This is a genomic window from Micromonospora sp. LHW51205 (assembly GCF_003315815.1).
Lineage (GTDB): Bacteria > Actinomycetota > Actinomycetes > Mycobacteriales > Micromonosporaceae > Micromonospora > Micromonospora chalcea.
Window position 1 is genome coordinate 98,027 of record NZ_QMEZ01000004.1, and the last position, 15,550, is coordinate 113,576.

The following is a 15,550-nucleotide window of genomic DNA, read 5'->3' on the forward strand; positions in this document are numbered from 1 at the left end:
GCGGGGTCAGCGGGTTGCGGCCAGGCGGGCTGCTCGGGCTGCGCGCTTCTCCTCGAAGCGGGACGCCTGGGTCTCCAGCATGTCCAGGTGGGCGGCGATCTGGTCGCGGGCGGTCTCGCCGTCGGCGTTCAGGCCGGTCACGTCGAACAGGTTCCACTGGCGCAGCACCGGCATCACCACGTCGTCGCGGTGCTGGCGCAGGTCGTAGATGCCGGCCAACGCGATCGCCACCGACTTGCGGGCGAAGCCGTCGATGCCCACGCCCGGCATCTGGAAGTTGGCCAGCACGTCGGCGACCGCGCGCATGGCCTGCGACGGGGCCAGCTCGAACGCCGCGCCGAGCAGGTTGCGGTAGAAGACCATGTGCAGGTTCTCGTCCGCCGCCACCCGGGCCAGCAGCGCCTCGCACGTCGGGTCGCCGGTGGCCCGGCCCGTGTTGCGGTGCGAGATGCGGGTCGCCAGCTCCTGGAACGACACGTACGCCAGCGAGTGCAGCATCTCCTGGTCGTGGACGTTCTGGTAGCCCGCCGACATGTGCACCATGCGGGCCCGCTCCAGCGCCACCGGGTCCACCGCCCGGGTCACCGTCAGGTAGTCGCGGATCGCCGTGCCGTGCCGCCCCTCCTCGGCGGTCCACCGGTGCACCCAGGTGCCCCACGCGCCGTCGCGCCCGAACAGGGTGGCGATCTCGTGGTGGTACGAGGGCAGGTTGTCCTCGGTGAGCAGGTTGACGATCAGCGCCGTCCGGGCCACGTCGGGCAGCGTCGAGTCCTCCGGTGACCAGGCCTCGCCGCCCAGCGGGCCGTCGAAGGTGCGGCCCTCGCTCCACGGCACGTACTCGTGCGGGAACCACTCCTTGGCCAGCGACAGGTGGCGGTCGAGGTTCTTCTCGACCACCGGCTCGAGTTCGGTGAGCAGAGCGGTCTGGCTGAGCACGGTCACGACGTTCTCCCTACGGTGGCGTAACTTACGCCACCGTAGGTCCAAACGCCTTCAGACGCCAGTGCCGGCCGGGCCGACCAGCGGCTTCAGGTCCGCCCGGGGCGGCGTCCACTCGCCCGCCGAAGCGGCCACCTGCTCACCGGAACGGATGTCCTTGACCTCGTCGCCGTCCGCGCCGGGGAACCAGACGTACGGGATGCCGCGCCGCTCGGCGTACCGGATCTGCTTGCCGAACTTGGCCGCCGACGGGGACACCTCGGTCGGCACACCGCGCGACCGCAGCGCCGCCGCGACCGCGTCACTGGCCGCCCGGTCCTCCTCGGCGGTGACCGCCACCAGCACACAGGTCGGCACCGAACGGGACACCGACAGCGCCTCGGCGCCGAAGAGCAGGCCGAGCAGCCGGGTCACCCCGATCGAGATGCCCACCCCGGGGAACCGGACGTTGCCGGAGCTGGCCAGGTTGTCGTACCGGCCGCCGGAGCAGATCGACCCGAACCGCTCGTAGCCGATCATCTGCGTCTCGTAGACCGTACCCGTGTAGTAGTCCAGGCCCCGCGCGATGCGCAGGTCGGCCACGCAGAGGCCGGGCGCGTGCGCGGCGGCGGTCTCCACCACGGCGGCCAGCTCCGCGACGCCCTCGTCCAGCAGCGGATCGCTCACCCCGAGGCCGCGCACCGCGTCGGCGAAGGAGGCGTCCGGCGCGGAGATCTCGGCCAGCGACAGCACGGCCTTGGCCTGCGCCTCACTCGCCCCGGCGGTGCTCGCCAGCAGCTCCGTCACCCCGGCCGGGCCGATCTTGTCGAGCTTGTCCACGGCGCGCAGCGCCGCCTCCGTGTCGGTCAGCCCGATGCCCCGGTAGAAGCCCTCGCAGATCTTGCGGTTGTTGACCTGGATACGCACCGGCGGGATCGGCAGCGACCGCAGCGCGTCACCGATGACCAGCGGCATCTCCGCCTCGTAGTGCGCCGGCAGCGTGTCCCGGTCGACGATGTCGATGTCGGCCTGGAGGAACTCCCGGTAGCGGCCCTCCTGCGGGCGCTCACCCCGCCACACCTTCTGGATCTGGTAGCGGCGGAACGGGAACTGCAGCTTGCCGGCGTTCTCCAGCACGTAGCGGGCGAACGGCACGGTCAGGTCGAAGTGCAGGCCGAGCGCGTCGTCACCGGCCGGCCCGTCGGCGTCGGCCTGCAACCGGCGCAGCAGGTACACCTCCTTGGAGGTCTCCCCCTTGCGCAGGAGCTGGTCCAGCGGCTCGACCGAGCGGGTCTCCAGCGGCGCGAAGCCGTACAGCTCGAACGTGGCGCGGATCCGGTCGAGCACGAACTGCTCGATCATCCGCTGCGCCGGCGTCCACTCGGGGAAGCCGGAAATGGGCGTGGGCTTGCTCATCACGAACTCCTTGAGAACCCGCGCGGGCGCGGGTGAGGGTCTAGAGGCCTCGGGTGGGCGCGGCCGGGCGCGCGCCGCCGGTGCCCGCCACCTCGACGAGGTACGGGTTGGTCGCGCGCTCGCGGCCGATAGTGGTCGCGGGGCCGTGGCCGGGCAGGACGACTGTGTCGTCGGCCAGCGGGAGCACCTTGTCCCGCAGGCTGGACAGCATCCGGGGCATGCTGCCGCCCGGCAGGTCGGTACGGCCGATCGAGCCGGCGAACAGCACGTCACCGGAGAGGCAGATCTGCTCCGCCTCCCAGGGCGAGCCGGCGCCGGGCAACCGGAACAGCACCGACCCGCCGGTATGGCCGGGGGCGTGGTCGACGGTGATCTCCAACCCGGCCAGCGACAGCGTCGCGCCGTCGGTCAGCTCGGCCACGTCGTCCGGCTCGGCGTACGGCAGCCGGCCGCCGAACAGCTGGGTCAGGTCCATCGACAGCGCCTTGCTCGGGTCGGCCAGCAGCTCCCGGTCGTCCGGGTGGACGTAGGCGGGGATGCCCCGCGCGCCGCAGACCGGGGCGACGGAGAACGTGTGGTCCAGGTGGCCGTGGGTGAGCAGCACGGCGGCCGGGTGCAGGCGATGCTCGGCGAGCACGGCGTCGAGCCGGTCGAGCACCCCGATGCCGGGGTCGACCACCACGCACTGCTCCCCCGGAGCGGTCGCCACCACGTAGCAGTTGGTGCCGAAGGCGTCCGCGGGAAAGCCGGCCACGAGCACGTCGCTCCCCTTTCCGTCCGGTCGTCGTCTGCTTGCAGCCTAGTCGTAGCGGCGAGCGAGTTCCGCCCGCCACCGGGCCCGTCCGCCCCGGCCGGGCTGAGATGACGGGACCTCGTACACGACATTCACAGTCGCTACCCGTACACTCTGGCGGGCGTGTGGCGTGGCGCACCCCGACCGGAACGGCGGCCGGCGCCCGGCGCCGGCGGCGATTCAGGCAGAGGAAGGGGAGCGCACGTGGCTTCCAGCAGGGACCGGCAGCGCAAACTGGCGCGGGCCAAGCTCGACCGGCAGCTCGCCCGGCGGGCGGCGGCCGCGAAGCGCCGCCGGCAGATCCGGGCCGGTGTGGGCGCCGCGGTGGTGCTCGTGCTGATCGTGGCCGGTTCCGCCTGGGCGCTCGGCGCGTTCGACTCGGAGCCGGAGAAGCAGGCCGCCGAGGACGTCTGCCTCTGGACCGCGCAGGACGGCGCCGTCAACACCAACCTCAAGGACGTCGGCGAGCCGCCCACCACGGGCCTGCCCACCTCGGGCACCCGGCCGATGACGATCACCACCAACCAGGGTGGCCCGATCACCGTCGAGCTGGACCAGACCGACGCGCCGTGCGGCGCGGCGAGCCTGAGCTACCTGGCCGGCCGCTCGTTCTTCGACAACACCACGTGCCACGAGATCACCGCCGAGGGCGCGCTGCGCTGCGGCGACCCGACCGGCACCGGGCTCGGCGGACCGACCTACTCGTTCTTCGACGAGAACGTGCCGGCCGCGCCGGAGCCCAGCCCGTCGGCCTCCCCGGCCCCGGGGCAGCCGGCGACGTACCCGAAGGGCACGGTCGCCATGATCGGCAACCCGCCGGGTAGCAACGGCAGCCAGTTCCTGATCTTCTTCAAGGACGCCAGCCCGGAGAAGCCGGCCTACTCCGTGGTCGGCAAGGTCACCGGCGGGCTCGACGTGGTGGAGAAGATCGGCGCCATGCCGACGGAGGACAATGGCAACGGCGCCAAGGTCAAGCCCAAGACGCAGATCCTGGTGCAGAGCGTCACCGTCGGCGAGCCGGGCGCGGCTCCGGCCGACAGTCCCGCGCCCTCGCCGAGCGCCAGCGCGGGCTGACCGACCCAGAGTCGGCGGCAGCCCGCCGGCTCACCCACACGTGACCGGCGGCGCGCGCGCCGACCCCAAACGCAGCAGGTGAGGAGTGACCGTGACGTCCACCAGAGACCGCCAGCGCGCGGCGGCGCGGGCCAAGCTCGAGCGGGAGATGGCGGAGCGGGCCGGCAAGGCCCGCAAGCGCCGGCAGACCCAGGCGATCGTCGGCGCCGCGGCCGTGCTGGTGCTCGTCGTTGCCGGCACGGTGTGGCTGGCCACCTCGCTCGGCGGCGACGACGACGAGCAGACGGGCGGCACGACCACTGCCGACGCCGTGCAGTGCGCGTACACGGAGGTGCCCAAGGAGGGCCGGCCGCCGCAGATCAAGGACGTCGGGCTGCCGCCGACCCAGCAGGCCGGCAAGGGTTCCCAGACGATGACCATCGACACCAACCTGGGCCCGATCACCGCCAAGATCGACCGTGCCGCCGTGCCCTGCACCGCGGGCAGCTTCACGCACCTCGCCAGCAAGGGCTTCTTCGACAACACCAAGTGCCACCGCCTGGTGACCGAGGGCATCAAGGTGCTCCAGTGCGGCGACCCGAGCGCCACCGGCAAGGGCTGGCGGGACACCGACGGCACCGGCGGGCCCAGCTACAACCTGGCCGAGGAGAACCTCCCCACCAACAAGCGCCCGCCGTACCCGGAGGGTGTCATCGCGATGGCCAACTCCGGGCAGCCGGGCAGCACCGGCAGCCAGTTCTTCATCGTGTACGGCGACTCGCCGCTCGACCCGAACTACACGGTGCTGGGCACCATCACCGGTGGCATGGACGTGGTGAAGCAGGTCGCCGCGGCCGGTGACGACGGCGCGTTCGCCAAGCAGGCCGGCGGTGGTCACCCGAAGAAGGAGATCACCATGACCAAGGTGACGATGAGCCCGGTCGAGGGCGGCTGACCGCACCGGTACGACGACGAAGCGCCCGCCGGCTGATCGCAGCCGGCGGGCGCTTTCGCGTACGTGGTGGCTCAGGCCCCGGAGGTGACCCGGTACGCGTCGAACACGCCGTCGACCTTGCGGACCGCGGCCAGCAGGTGGCCCAGGTGCTTCGGGTCGGCCATCTCGAAGCTGAACCGGCTCACCGCCACCCGGTCCCGCGTGGTGGTGACGGTCGCGGAGAGGATGTTCACCCGCTCCTCGGACAGCACCCGGGTCACGTCGGCGAGCAGCTTGTGCCGATCCAGCGCCTCGACCTGGATGGCGACCAGGAACGTGGACGCCGAGGTGAGCTTCCAGCTGACCTCGACCACCCGCTCGGGCTGGGCGCGCAGGTCCTCGGCGTTGGCGCAGTCGTCCCGGTGCACGCTGACCCCGCCGGAGCGGGTGACGAAACCGAACACAGAATCCGGCGGCACCGGCGTGCAGCAGCGGGCCAGCTTGATCCAGACGTCGCTGACGCCGCGGACCACCACGCCCGGGTCGGCGCTGCTCTGCCGGCTGCGCGGTGGCCGGGTGGCGACGGCGGTCTCGGCGATGTCCTCCGCCGCGCCCTCCTCGCCGCCGTAGGAGGCCATCAGCTTCTGCACGACCGACTGCGCGGAGACCTGGCTGTCGCCGACCGCCGCGTACAGCGACGCCACGTCGGCGAGGTGCAGGTCCCGCGCGATCGCCATCAGCGCGTCCGAGGTGAGCATCCGCTGCAACGGCATGCCCTGCTTGCGCATCGCCTTGACGATCGCGTCCTTGCCGGCCTCGATCGCCTCCTCGCGCCGCTCCTTGTTGAAGTACTGGCGGATCTTCGTACGCGCGCGCGGGCTCTTCACGAAGCCGAGCCAGTCCTGTGTGGGGCCGGCCGTGTCGGACTTCGACGTGAAGATCTCGATCACGTCGCCGTTGGAGAGCGTCGACTCCAGCGGCACCAGCTTGCCGTTCACCCGCGCGCCGATGCACTTGTGCCCGACCTCGGTGTGCACCGCGTACGCGAAGTCCACCGGCGTCGACCCGGTCGGCAGCGGGATGACGTCACCCTTGGGGGTGAAGACGTACACCTCCTGACTGGACAGGTCGAACCGCAGCGCGTCCAGGAACTCGCTCGGGTCCGCCGCCTCGCGCTGCCAGTCCAGCAGCTGCCGCAGCCAGGTCATCTCGTCGATGTGCGCCGGCGGGCCCACCACCGGCGTGCCCTTGTGCTCCTTGTACTTCCAGTGCGCGGCGATGCCGAACTCGGCGGTGCGGTGCATCGCGTACGTGCGGATCTGCATCTCCACCGGCTTGCCGGTGGGCCCGATGACAGTCGTGTGCAGCGACTGGTACATGTTGAACTTGGGCATGGCGATGTAGTCCTTGAACCGGCCCGGCACCGGCTGCCAGTTGGCGTGGATGACTCCCAGCGCCGCGTAGCAGTCGCGCACCGTGTCGACCAGGATCCGCACACCCACCAGGTCGTAGATGTCGTTGAAGTCGCGCCCCCGCACGATCATCTTCTGGTAGATCGAGTAGAGGTGCTTGGGCCGCCCGGTCGTCTCCGCCTTGATCTTGGCGGCCTTCAGGTCGGTGGACACCTTCTGGGTCACCTGGCGCAGCAGCGCCTCCCGCTGCGGCTGGTGCTCCCCGATCAGCCGGTTGATCTCCTCGAACCGCTTCGGGAACAGCGTGCCGAAGGCGAGGTCCTCCAGCTCCCACTTGATCGTGTTCATACCGAGGCGGTGCGCCAGCGGCGCCAGGATCTCCAGCGTCTCCTTGGCCTTCTGCTCCTGCTTGGGGCGCGGCAGGAAGGTCAGGGTCCGCATGTTGTGCAGCCGGTCGGCCAGCTTGATCACCAGGACCCGGGGGTCCTTCGCCATCGCGACGACCATCTTGCGGATGGTCTCGGCCTTGGCCGCGTCGCCGAGCTTGACCTTGTCGAGCTTGGTGACACCGTCGACGAGCAGCGCGACCTCGCCGCCGAAGTCGGCGCGCATCGCGTCGAGCGTGTATTCGGTGTCCTCGATGGTGTCGTGCAGCAGCGCCGCGACCAGCGTGGTGGTGTCCATGCCCAGGTTCGCCAGGATGGTCGCCACCGCGAGCGGGTGCGTGATGTAGGGGTCGCCGGACTTGCGGTACTGCCCCGAATGCCACCGCGCGGCCGTGTCGAAGGCGCGCTGCAGCAGCCGCGCGTCGGCCTTGGGGTGGTTCTCCCGGTGCGTCGCGATCAGCGGCTCCAGCACCTCACTGACCTGCGAGGTCTGCCAGGGCGCGTTGAACCGGGCCAGCCGGGCGCGTACCCGCCGGCCGGTGGGCGCGTTGGAGAGCGCGAACCCGCCGCTGGTCGCCGCGTCGGCGGCAGCCTCGGTCGGGAACGGCACCACGACCGCCCCGCCGTCGGCCGTCGCGTCGGGCGCGCCGCCGGTGGCGCCGGTCGCCCGGGCCTGCGGGTTGCCGCTGCGCTCGGTCACCGAGCCGTCCGCGTCGCCTGTCGGGTGCACCGTGCCCTCCACCGGAGGGACGACATCGTGGGACACCGGCCTCCTCACCGCTCGCCGGGATGCGCCGGCCGTTCGGCCGACGTCTGGTTCAACCGGCCCGGGGGCCGGTGTTGTTCCGCGCGGTCACCGGGGCCGGGCCCCGGCGCCTTCGCCGCCCCGGACACCTCGGCCGGGTCGGGCAAAGCGCAATGCTACCCGTACGCAGGGTACGCCACCGCTCCCCCGGACGGTCGGCGCCGACCGGCCCGACGGCCGGGGCCGGGTCAAACGGTCAACAGGGCGTGGACCGGACGCGGCGCGAGCCGCTTGCGGCCTTCCAGGAAGCCCAGCTCCAGCAGCACGGTGAACCCGGTCACCGTGCCACCGGCCCGCTCCACCAGGTCCAGCGTCGCCTCGGCGGTGCCGCCGGTGGCGAGCACGTCGTCGAGCACCAGCACGCGGTGGCCGGCGGTGAAGGCGTCCTGGTGCACCTCCAGCGTCGCCTCGCCGTACTCCAGCGCGTAGGAGGCGGAGTGCGTCGCCCGGGGCAGCTTGCCGGCCTTGCGCACCGGCACCACGCCGACCCCGGTGGCGTACGCGACGGCCGCGGCGAGCACGAACCCACGCGCCTCGATGCCGGCGACGGCGTCGAACGAGTCGCGCCCGTGGTACGCGATGATGCCGTCGATCACCTCACGGAACGCCGTACCGTCGGCGAACAGCGGCATCAGGTCCTTGAACACGACACCCGGCTTGGGGAAGTCCGGCACGTCCAGCAACCGGCTGGCGACGAGCTGGGCGACCTCCGGGCCGCTGTCTCCGCGTACGCCCGTGGTGTGGGTCTCCGTCACAGTGCGTCCCATGTCCTTTCGAAACGACGACGGCGTCCGTCATGCCGTGAGTCCAGCATGACGGACGCCGTCGTCGCGACTACGTCCGGGCCCGTGGTTCAGCGGCGCTTGCCGCCGGGCCGGTTGCCGCCACCCCCGGCGGGCCGGCCGCCGCGGGCGCCGCTGGGACGCTTGCCGGCCGGGCGGGCGCCGACCTTGGGGGCGGCGCCGGCGAGCGCGGCGGCCTCCGGGTCGATCGGCGCGTCGGCGTCGGCAGCCGGGGCGGCGCGCGAGGCGCCCTTCGGCGTGATCTCGCCCCGGGCCAGCGCGGCCCGGCGGGACAGCACCCGCTTGTTGTGCGCGCTGATCCGCGGGTCCATGTTCTTCAGCAGCACCAACAGCGGGGTGGCCAGCACGATCGAGGTCAGGAACGCCACCGCCATACCGACGAACAGCACCAGGCCGAGGTCCTTCAGCGTGCCCGCGCCGAGCAGGCCGGCGCCGATGAAGAGCAGGCCGCCGACCGGCAGCAGCGCCACCACCGAGGTGTTCAGCGACCGCATGAGGCTCTGGTTGAGCGCCAGGTTGGACGCCTCGCCGTAGGTGACGTTGTTGTTCGCGGTGATGCCGCGTGTGTTCTCCTGCACCTTGTCGAAGACCACCACCACGTCGTAGAGCGCGAAGCCCAGGATCGTGAGGAAGCCGATGATCGTCGACGGGGTGACCTCGAAGCCGACCAGCGAGTAGATGCCGGCGGTGAGGACCAGGTTGGTCAGCAGCGAGGTGATCGCCGCGACCGCCATCCGCCACTCGAAGCGCAGCACCAGGTAGATCGACACCACCGCGATGAAGATCAGCAGACCGAGGAAGGCGCGGGAGGTGACCTGGCTGCCCCACGCCTCGGAGACCTGGCTGCCGCTGATCTGGTCGGCCTGGATGCCGAACTCCTCCGCCATCGCGGCCTTGGCCGCGTTGGCCTGCTCGGCGCTGAGCTGCCCGGTGCGCATCTCGTAGAACTCGCCGCTGGTGCTGCCGACCTTCTGCGCGCTCACCACCTCGACGCCGGGCGCCTCGTCGGCCAGCACCTCGTCGACGGTCTGCTCGGCCCGGTCCAGCGTGCCGACGCTGGCCGGCACCTGGAACGTGTTGCCGCCGGCGAACTCGATGCCGAGCTTGAAGCCGCTGATCGCGAAGCTGAGCACCGCGATCAGGACGAGGACGCCCGCCACGCCGAACCACAGGTTGCGGCGGCCGACGATGTTGAGATCCGCCTCGCCCCGGTAGAGCCGGGCGGCCAGACCGTTCTTAGCCATCTCAGGCCTCCTTGACACGCGGGTTGCGGGCGGTGCCCGACTCGGCCGACCGGGCCGGCAGAGCCCGGCCCAGACCGCTGACCCGCGGCGACAGGAACGCCCGGGTGCGGGCGAACATCGTCATGATCGGGTGGCGGAAGAGGAACACGACGACCAGGTCGAGCACTGTCGCCAGGCCGAGCGCGAAGGCGAAGCCCTTCACCGCGCCGACCGACACGATGTAGAGCACCACCGCCGACATCAGCGTGATCGCGTTCGCCGAGATGATCGTCCGGCGGGCCCGGATCCAGGCGCGCGGCACCGCGCTGCGTGGGCTGCGGCCCTCCCGGATCTCGTCCTTCAATCGTTCGAAGTAGATGACGAACGAGTCCGCCGCGACGCCCAGTGAGACGATCATGCCGGCGATGCCGGCGAGCGTGAGCGTGAAGCCGATCGAACGGCCGAGCACCACGAGCGCGCCGAAGACCAGCAGCGCGGAGAGCACCAGGCTCAGGAAGATGACCGAGCCGAGCAGCCGGTAGTAGAAGAACGAGTAGATGATGACCAGCAGCATGCCGATGCCGGCGGCCAGCAGACCCGCCTTGAGGTGGCTGTCGCCGAGCGTGGCGGTGACGTTCTGCTGCTCCTGCGGCTCGAACGTGACCGGCAGCGCGCCGTAGCGGAGCTGGCTGGCGAGCGCGTTCGCGGTCTTGTTGTCGAAGCTGCCGGTGATCTGCGAGTCACCGGTCAGCACACCCTGGATCTCCGGGGACGAGACGATCTCGTTGTCCAGGACCACGGCGACCCGGCACTTGCCGTCCTGGCCGAGCGCGGTCTGGTCGCAGGCCTGGCCCTCGTTGTTGAACGCCTCGCGGGTCAGCGCGGTCCACTTCTCCTGGCCCTTGCCGGTGAAGTTGAGGCTGACCACCCAGGAGCTGGTCTGGTCGAGCTGGGCGGAGGCGTTCTTGACGTCGGTGCCGAGCACCTTCGCCACGTCGAGCAGGTATTTCGCGCCGGACTCGCAGGCGACCGCCTTCTGCTTCTCGTCCTTGATCGAGGCGGCCGGGCGCTTGTCGAGCTGGGCGCAGGTGATGGTCGGGACGTTGAACTGCATCTCGACCGGCAGGACCGCGACCTCCTGCGGAGTGAGCGTGCCGAACGGCTTGAGCTTGTCGGCGAGCGTCGGGTCGGTGGTGAGGTCGGCCGGGGCCTGCAGGCCCGAGGCGGCGGCCCAGGCGGCCGCGCCGACCTTCTGCTCGACGGCCTTGCGCTGCTGCTCGATGCTCTGCGGCACCGGCTCGGCGCTGGCGCTGGCGCTGGGGGACGCGGCGCTCGGCGAGGCCGACGGGGTGGCCGAGGCGCTGGCGCTCGGGTTCGGGGCCATGCCGCCCTGTCCGCCGGCGCTCGGCGACCCGCTGACCTTGGGGCTCGTGGTCGCCTGCGGCGACGCGCTGCCCGACGGCGCCGGGCTGGCGGTCCCGGACGGAGCGACGCTCGGGGTCGGCGCGGGCGCGGCGGCGGCGCCGCTGCCGTCGGTGGCCTTGAGGACCTTGCGGAAGCGCAGCTCGGCGGCGCTGCCCACGTCGGTCAGGTCCCGGTTCTGGCCGGGCAGGGAGATGACGATGTTGCGGTTGCCCTCGGTGACCACCTCGGCCTCGGCCACGCCGTAGGCGTTGACCCGGCTCTCGATGATCTGGCGCGCCTCCTCGAGGTTGCCGGCGGTCGGCGGCTTGCCGTCCACGGTGTTTGTGGCCTCGAGCGTCAGCCGGGTGCCGCCGACGAGGTCCAGGCCGAGCCGGGGCTCCAGCCGGTCCTTCCAGCCACCGCTGGCGCCGCCCGAGAAGAACACCAAAAGATAGAGGACGACGAAGATGAGCCCGAGCACGGCGAGCTGCCGTCCGGGCCGCATCTGTCCCTGAGGTGGTGCCACGGCTGTCCTGTCTCCCTGTACGGTCGCGCCGCTTCCGCGGCGGCGACAACTGTCGGGCCGGGGGTGTCCGCCCGACTGCTCCGGCGGATCGGCACCGGCCGACGGCACGCCGACCGGGGCACGGCGCGGGGGCGCCGCACGGCCTGGCCGGGTGCCGGCGCCGGGCGCCGACCCCAACTATCCACTTGTACCGATGATTCCGCTGCCCCGTCCGGGGCGGCAGTCACTCCTTGACCGGCTCGGCTTCCTCGCTGATCGTCTCGGCGGCCGGCGCCTCGGCGCGCTTGATCACGCGGGCCACGGCGGGGCGGGCGTACCGGGTCTGCACACCCGGGGCCACCTCCAGCAGGACGGTCTCGTCCTCGACCGCGGTGACAGTGCCGTGCAGGCCGCCGATGGTGACCACCTCGTCGCCCGGGGCCAGGGCGGACTGCATCTGCTCGGCCTCGCGGCGGCGCTTCTGCTGCGGTCGGATCATCATGAAGTACATGACGACGAAGAGCAGAGCGATCATCAGGATCGGCGTCAGACCGCCGGCTCCCCCGCCACTCGCTGCTGCGTAAAGCACGGTGTAGACCTTCCGGTTGGCCTCCGTCCCGGCGCCGGAGGGCGCCGCAGCGGAAGCGGATTCTCACGTCCTGTACAAACCGCGGCGAAGTCTAGTCCCTGCTCCTGAGAAGACCGAATGCGGCACAGATCACGAACGGATCACGGCTGGTCGGTCTGTACCGAGAAGAGATCGGGCCCCGAAGAGGTATCCGCACCAAATGTACCATTCGGCGGGTTGCGGCCCAGATGCCGCCAAGCGGCCTCCGTCGCCACCCGCCCCCGCGGCGTACGCGCCAGCAGGCCGGCCCGCACCAGGAACGGCTCGCAGACCTCCTCGACCGTGTCCGGCTGCTCCCCCACCGCGACCGCCAGCGTGGACAGGCCCACCGGGCCGCCCCGGAACGAGTCGACGAGCGCGGTGAGCACCGCCCGGTCGAGCCGGTCCAGGCCCAGCGCGTCCACGTCGTAGACGGTCAGCGCGGCCCGGGCGGTCTCCAGCGTGACCACGCCGTCGGCCCGCACCTCGGCGTAGTCGCGCACCCGGCGCAGCAGCCGGTTGGCGATACGCGGGGTGCCGCGGGACCGGCCGGCGATCTCGGCCGCGCCGTCAGCGGTGATCGGCACGCCGAGGATCCGGGCCGACCGGTGCAGCAGCGTCTCCAGGTCGGCCGGGGCGTAGAAGTCGAGGTGCGCGACGAAGCCGAAGCGGTCGCGCATCGGCCCGGTCAGCAGGCCGGACCGGGTGGTGGCGCCGACCAGCGTGAACGGCTCCACGTCGAGTGGGATGGCCGTCGCGCCCGGGCCCTTGCCGACCACCACGTCGACGCGGAAGTCCTCCATGGCGCTGTAGAGCAGTTCCTCGGCCGGCTTGGCGATCCGGTGGATCTCGTCGATGAACAGCACGTCGCCCTCGGCGAGGCTGGTCAGGATCGCGGCCAGGTCGCCGGAGCGCTCGATGGCCGGGCCGCTGGTCACCCGGATCCCCGCGCCCAGCTCGGCGGCGACGATGTTGGCCAGGCTGGTCTTGCCCAGGCCGGGCGGACCGGACAGCAGGATGTGGTCCGGCGGCGAGCCACGCCGCATCGCGCCCTGCAGCAGCAGGTCGAGCTGGTCCCGGACGCGGTCCTGGGCGATGAACTCGGCCAGCCGCTTCGGCCGGACGCTCGCCTCCGCGTCCCGCTCGGCGTCGTCGACGTACGCCGAGACCAGGTTCTCCCCGCTCATCGGGTCCGGCCCAGGAGGCGGATCGCCTGCTTGAGCAGGACCGGCACCGGCGGCGTCTCACCGTCCACGGTCTCCGCCACCGCGGCCACCGCCTGCTCGGCCTGGGCGGCCGTCCAGCCCAGCCCGACGAGGGCCTGGCGGACCTGCTCCGGCCAGGCGCCGGCGGTCACCCCGGCCGCGCCGTCGGCGCCCACCGGCACCGGGCCGATCCGGTCGCGCAGCTCCAGCACCAGCCGCTCGGCGCCCTTCTTGCCGATGCCCGGCACCCGGGTCAGCGCCGCGGTGTCGGCGTTGGCGATGGCCTTGCGGACCGCATCCGGCGTGTGCACGGCGAGCACCGCCTGGGCCAGCCGGGGACCGACCCCGCTGGCGGTCTGGAGCAGCTCGAACAGCTGCTTGGCGTCGTCGTCGGCGAAGCCGTAGAGGGTGAGCGAGTCCTCCCGGACGACCAGGCTGGTCGCCAGCCGGGCCGGCTGGCCCACGCGCAGCTCGGCGATCGTGCCGGGGGCGCACTGCACGGCCAGGCCGATGCCGCCCACCTCCACCACCGCGTGATCCGGGCCGGTGGCGGTCACCGTGCCGCGTACGCTCGCGATCATCGCGTCCCTCCTCGTCGGGCCCGCTGCGCGGCCTCGGCCAGCTTGGACCGGGTGCCGCCGCGCCACACGTGACAGATGGCCAGCGCCAGCGCGTCGGCGGCGTCGGCCGGTTTCGGCGGCTCGGGCAGCCGCAGCAGCCGGGTGACCATCGCCGTCATCTGCGCCTTGTCGGCCTGGCCGGAGCCGGTCACCGCCGCCTTCACCTCGCTCGGCGTGTACGTCGTCACCGGCAGCCCGGCCCGGGCCCCGGCGAGCACCGCGACGCCGCTGGCCTGCGCGGTGCCCATCACGGTGCGGACGTTGTGCTGGCTGAACACGCGCTCCACGGCGACCGCGTCCGGGCGGTGCTCGGCGACCAGGTCGGTGAGCGAGCGGTCCAGGTGCAGCAGGCGCAGCGGCAGGTCGTCGGCCGGGTCGGTGTAGACCACGTAGTAGGCCACGAGCGTGCAGGGGCGGCCCGGCACGCCCTCGACCACGCCGACCCCGCACCGGGTCAGCCCCGGGTCGACGCCCAGCACGCGCACGCCGCCTCCTCCCCGAGCCGCCAGCAGTACGTGTGTTCGACACACCCTACTGGTGCCCGCCGACGGCGGGTCGGCCGGACACGCCGGGCGCGGCCGGTGACGCGGCGCACCACACACCCGAGCGGTGGAGTATGTGTCGCCGCCCCATGTGCCAGGGGGCACCCGGCTCGTACGTTCATGCGCCATGACGGCAGAACCCGTGGTGGTCCCCCACGTCGTACACGTCGACCTGACCGGCCGTACCGCGCTGGTCACCGGCGGCGGCAGCGGCATCGGACGCGCCTGCGCCCTGCGCCTCGCGGCGGCCGGCGCGACAGTGGTGGTGCTGGACCGCGACGAGGCGGCGGCCGGGGCGGTGGCCGCCGAGGCCGGTGGCCGGGCGGTCGGGATCGACCTCGCCGACCCGGCGGCGGTGGACCGCCTCGACGTCGACGCCGACATCGTGGTCAACAACGCCGGCCTGCAGCACGTCTCGCCGGTGCAGGACTTCCCGGTCGAGCGCTTCGAGTACATCCAGCGGGTGATGGTCGAGGCGCCGTTCCTGCTCGTGCGCCGGGCGCTGCCCCGGATGTACGCGAACGGCTGGGGCCGGATCGTCAACATCTCCTCGGTGCACGGGCTGCGCGCCTCGCCGTTCAAGGCCGCGTACGTCTCGGCCAAGCACGCGCTGGAGGGCCTGTCCAAGGTGGTCGCGCTGGAGGGCGCCGCGCACGGCGTCACCGCCAACTGCATCAACCCGGCGTACGTGCGGACCGCGCTGGTGGAGAGCCAGATCGCCGACCAGGCGGCCACGCACGGCATCGGCGAGGACGAGGTGGTCGAGAAGATCATGCTGGCCCGGGCGGCGATCAAGCGGCTGATCGAGCCGGAGGAGGTGGCCGAGCTGCTGGCGTACCTGTGCTCCCCGCCGGCCGCGTTCCTCACCGGCGCCTCGATCGCCCTCGACGGGGGCTGGACGGCGAACTAGTGGCGCCACGCACA

Annotated in this window: 14 protein-coding genes; 3 read left to right on the forward strand and 11 right to left on the reverse strand. The window is 72.2% G+C overall.

The features are described 5' to 3' along the window. Nucleotides 1-6: 6 nt before the first annotated feature. The 3 genes from DQE82_RS16440 to DQE82_RS16450 are packed head-to-tail and all read right to left on the reverse strand — an operon-like array spanning nucleotide 7 to nucleotide 3,094. On the reverse strand, nucleotides 7-942 hold the full coding sequence (locus DQE82_RS16440; RefSeq protein ID WP_113973153.1) for an acyl-ACP desaturase: 936 nt from the start codon (nucleotides 940-942) through the stop codon (nucleotides 7-9). A 51-nt stretch (nucleotides 943-993) separates the two neighbouring features. After that, nucleotides 994-2,334 (reverse strand): histidine--tRNA ligase, encoded by a 1,341-nt coding sequence (gene hisS, locus DQE82_RS16445; protein WP_113973154.1) that lies wholly within the window; start codon nucleotides 2,332-2,334, stop codon nucleotides 994-996. A 40-nt stretch (nucleotides 2,335-2,374) separates the two neighbouring features. After that, nucleotides 2,375-3,094 (reverse strand): MBL fold metallo-hydrolase, encoded by a 720-nt coding sequence (locus tag DQE82_RS16450; RefSeq protein WP_030502528.1) that lies wholly within the window; start codon nucleotides 3,092-3,094, stop codon nucleotides 2,375-2,377. A 237-nt stretch (nucleotides 3,095-3,331) separates the two neighbouring features. On the opposite strand from DQE82_RS16450, the gene DQE82_RS16455 reads away from it, so the two are divergent. Both DQE82_RS16455 and DQE82_RS16460 read left to right on the forward strand, forming a co-directional pair. Then, nucleotides 3,332-4,201, forward strand: a complete 870-nt coding sequence (locus tag DQE82_RS16455) for a peptidylprolyl isomerase (RefSeq protein ID WP_064448526.1) — start codon at nucleotides 3,332-3,334, stop codon at nucleotides 4,199-4,201. 91 nt (nucleotides 4,202-4,292) lie between these two features. After that, nucleotides 4,293-5,135, forward strand: a complete 843-nt coding sequence (locus DQE82_RS16460) for a peptidylprolyl isomerase (RefSeq protein ID WP_043330340.1) — start codon at nucleotides 4,293-4,295, stop codon at nucleotides 5,133-5,135. Between the two features lie 71 nt (nucleotides 5,136-5,206). Here the strand turns inward: DQE82_RS16460 and DQE82_RS16465 are convergent, their stop codons facing one another. From DQE82_RS16465 to ruvC, 8 genes are all read right to left on the reverse strand, one after another. Beyond that, the gene (locus tag DQE82_RS16465; protein WP_043324973.1) at nucleotides 5,207-7,678 is read right to left on the reverse strand and encodes a bifunctional (p)ppGpp synthetase/guanosine-3',5'-bis(diphosphate) 3'-pyrophosphohydrolase; all 2,472 of its coding nucleotides are present in this window, start codon (nucleotides 7,676-7,678) and stop codon (nucleotides 5,207-5,209) included. Nucleotides 7,679-7,905: 227 nt separating this feature from the next. Further along, the gene (locus tag DQE82_RS16470) at nucleotides 7,906-8,472 is read right to left on the reverse strand and encodes an adenine phosphoribosyltransferase (RefSeq protein ID WP_043324974.1); all 567 of its coding nucleotides are present in this window, start codon (nucleotides 8,470-8,472) and stop codon (nucleotides 7,906-7,908) included. 98 nt (nucleotides 8,473-8,570) lie between these two features. Beyond that, a complete protein-coding gene (secF, locus tag DQE82_RS16475; protein ID WP_043324975.1) occupies nucleotides 8,571-9,764 on the reverse strand; it encodes a protein translocase subunit SecF in 1,194 nt (397 codons plus the stop codon). A 1-nt stretch (nucleotide 9,765) separates the two neighbouring features. Next, nucleotides 9,766-11,673, reverse strand: coding sequence for a protein translocase subunit SecD (gene secD, locus DQE82_RS16480; RefSeq protein WP_176722758.1), 1,908 nt, complete (start codon nucleotides 11,671-11,673; stop codon nucleotides 9,766-9,768). Between the two features lie 223 nt (nucleotides 11,674-11,896). Continuing rightward, on the reverse strand, nucleotides 11,897-12,241 hold the full coding sequence (gene yajC, locus DQE82_RS16485) for a preprotein translocase subunit YajC (protein WP_036343450.1): 345 nt from the start codon (nucleotides 12,239-12,241) through the stop codon (nucleotides 11,897-11,899). A gap of 140 nt (nucleotides 12,242-12,381) precedes the next feature. Continuing rightward, on the reverse strand, nucleotides 12,382-13,446 hold the full coding sequence (ruvB, locus tag DQE82_RS16490; RefSeq protein ID WP_064448528.1) for a Holliday junction branch migration DNA helicase RuvB: 1,065 nt from the start codon (nucleotides 13,444-13,446) through the stop codon (nucleotides 12,382-12,384). Next, the gene (gene ruvA / locus DQE82_RS16495) at nucleotides 13,443-14,045 is read right to left on the reverse strand and encodes a Holliday junction branch migration protein RuvA (protein WP_043324978.1); all 603 of its coding nucleotides are present in this window, start codon (nucleotides 14,043-14,045) and stop codon (nucleotides 13,443-13,445) included. The genes ruvB and ruvA overlap by 4 nt, the downstream gene beginning before the upstream one ends. Continuing rightward, the gene (gene ruvC / locus DQE82_RS16500; RefSeq protein WP_030502538.1) at nucleotides 14,042-14,569 is read right to left on the reverse strand and encodes a crossover junction endodeoxyribonuclease RuvC; all 528 of its coding nucleotides are present in this window, start codon (nucleotides 14,567-14,569) and stop codon (nucleotides 14,042-14,044) included. Before ruvC ends, ruvA begins: the two co-directional genes overlap by 4 nt. 184 nt (nucleotides 14,570-14,753) lie before the next feature. On the opposite strand from ruvC, the gene DQE82_RS16505 reads away from it, so the two are divergent. Further along, complete coding sequence (locus DQE82_RS16505; RefSeq protein WP_030502539.1) at nucleotides 14,754-15,536, forward strand: 3-hydroxybutyrate dehydrogenase; 783 nt, start codon at nucleotides 14,754-14,756, stop codon at nucleotides 15,534-15,536. Nucleotides 15,537-15,550: the final 14 nt, after the last annotated feature.

Excerpts from the sequence above, each read along its gene's own strand:
- hisS (WP_113973154.1), bottom strand. The coding sequence starts at position 2,334 with ATGAGCAAGCCCACGCCCATTTCCGGCTTCCCCGAGTGGACGCCGGCG.
- ruvB (WP_064448528.1), bottom strand. The coding sequence starts at position 13,446 with ATGAGCGGGGAGAACCTGGTCTCGGCGTACGTCGACGACGCCGAGCGG.
- secF (WP_043324975.1), bottom strand. The coding sequence starts at position 9,764 with ATGGCTAAGAACGGTCTGGCCGCCCGGCTCTACCGGGGCGAGGCGGAT.
- ruvA (WP_043324978.1), bottom strand. The coding sequence starts at position 14,045 with ATGATCGCGAGCGTACGCGGCACGGTGACCGCCACCGGCCCGGATCAC.
- DQE82_RS16505 (WP_030502539.1), top strand. The coding sequence starts at position 14,754 with ATGACGGCAGAACCCGTGGTGGTCCCCCACGTCGTACACGTCGACCTG.